Origin of the sequence: Desulfovibrio sp. 1214_IL3152, assembly GCF_036763055.1 — a bacterium.
In the GTDB taxonomy this organism is placed as follows: Bacteria; Desulfobacterota; Desulfovibrionia; order Desulfovibrionales; family Desulfovibrionaceae; genus Desulfovibrio.
Window position 1 is genome coordinate 1 of the sequence record NZ_JBAIYW010000560.1, and the last position, 1,769, is coordinate 1,769.

The 1,769-nt window shown below is 60.3% G+C and carries 2 protein-coding genes and 1 pseudogene; all 3 read left to right on the forward strand.

Annotated elements, in window-relative coordinates:
- On the forward strand, window positions 1-407 hold a 407-nt coding region (gene mreC, locus V6C07_RS11755; RefSeq protein WP_333536665.1), incomplete at its 5' end, for a rod shape-determining protein MreC.
- Window positions 404-874, forward strand: coding sequence for a hypothetical protein (locus tag V6C07_RS11760; RefSeq protein ID WP_333536667.1), 471 nt, complete (start codon window positions 404-406; stop codon window positions 872-874). The genes mreC and V6C07_RS11760, both read left to right, overlap by 4 nt.
- Window positions 858-1,769: pseudogene (locus V6C07_RS11765) on the forward strand (penicillin-binding protein 2); the annotation flags it as partial. The gene V6C07_RS11760 and the pseudogene V6C07_RS11765, both read left to right, overlap by 17 nt.

Consider the following 1,769-nt stretch of genomic DNA (forward strand, 5'->3'; position numbering starts at 1 on the left):
TCAGCGCCCACAGCGCCATTGCCCTGCTGCTCACAGACCCCGGCAGCCGCATTGCCGTCTTTTCGCAAGAAAGCCGCGCCCCCGGCATCCTGGCCGGGCAGGGAACCGGGCAACCTCTTGAAGTCAATTTTGTGCAACGCGCCACCAAGGTAAATGCGGGCGAAATACTCATCACGTCCGGCCTGGACGGCAAGTATCCCAAGGGCATTCCTGTTGCCAGGGTGCTCAGCGTGGCGCCGTCGGACTACACCCAGTTCATGGCGATCAAGGCCGAACCTCTGGTAGACCTGCACCACCTTGAAGAGGTGCTGCTGCTTGAACCCACCGGTGTGGCCCCTCCCCCGGATATGGGCGCGCCGCCCAAAGAAATTCACGGGCCGCCCACGCCCGGACGCCCCGCCCCATGATTGCCTTGCGCGACATCATCTGGTGGCTGTGTTTTCTGGCTGCGGCTGTGGGCATCCAGGCGTGGATACCGGGGCTGGACGTCATGACCGTGGGGCTGATCATTCTCTTGCAGGAGCGCGACTACAAAAACATGCTCTGGCTGCTGCCCCTCTTCATTCTGCTGCAAGAAGGCATGGGAACCCGCGTTTTCGGCGGCGTTATCGTGTGGTATATGGCCGTTATCGTGCTGTTCCGCATGGGGCGCTGGCTGTTTGAGGCAGAAAATTTTCTGTTCATTTTTTTGCTTTCGGCGTGCCTGGGCGCGGCGTATTTTGCCGTGGCCTGGCTCATGGCCCCCCTGCAGGACCTGCCCTTCAATTTTCAGGACACACTGGACAAAAGTCTGATCCAGGCCATATTTATTCCCTTTGCCTGGAAACTCCTGGTGGCGACCCGACACGGAAAGGCCCATGCTGCGGAAAATTAAAAAGAACAGCCTGTTGGGCGGCAAAGATAAAAACGCCCGCAAAGGCATACGCTCCTGGCTCAAAATCCAGGTAGAAGGCGAGCGCTACCAGCCTCCGCGTGGCGGGATCATCCTGCTGCAGATTCTGGTGGGCCTGCTGTTCTTCGTACTTGTGGTGCGCTTCTGGTATCTGCAGATGCACCGTGGCGCGGAATTCGCCCAGCAGGCGCAGAACAACCGCCTGCGCATCGAACGCATCTTCGCCCCGCGCGGGCGCATCATGGACGACAAGGGCAAGGTGCTGGCCGACAACCGCACAGCCTACGGCCTTTCCCTCGTGCGTGAAGACTGCCCGGACATACCGGCAACCCTGGCCCAGATCAGTGCGTGGTCGGGCGTTCCCCTGCCCCAGATCTGGGAAAAATTCCGGCAGGACAGGTTCAAGGTCAAATCCTTTGAACCCCTGCTCATGATCACGGACATTGATTTTGATCTGGTGGCGCGCATCGAGTCTGAAATTCATGCCTGGCCCGGCCTGGAAATTGTGGTGCGCACCAAGCGCAGCTATCCGGAAAAAGACCTGTTCGCCCACGTTCTCGGCTACGTGGCCGAAGCCAACGAGCAGGAAATGACCGCTGACAGCGCCCTGGCAATGGGCGACCTTGTGGGCAAGCAGGGCCTGGAACTGGAACTGGAAAAACAGTTGCGCGGGCGCAAGGGCCTGTATGACGTGGAAGTGGACGCCCATTCCCGCGTGCTGGGCAAATTTTTGCGTGAAGAGCCGCGCGGCGGCACGGAAATACGCCTTTCGCTGGACAGAGACCTTCAGGAAGCCGCCTGGAACGCCCTGGGCGGCGAGGCGGGCTGCGTGGTCGTTATGGAGCCGGATACGGGCAAACTGCGCGCGCTGGTCACA

Coding starts and splice junctions, on each gene's coding strand:
- V6C07_RS11760 (WP_333536667.1), top strand. CDS start 404: ATGATTGCCTTGCGCGACATCATCTGGTGGCTGTGTTTTCTGGCTGCG.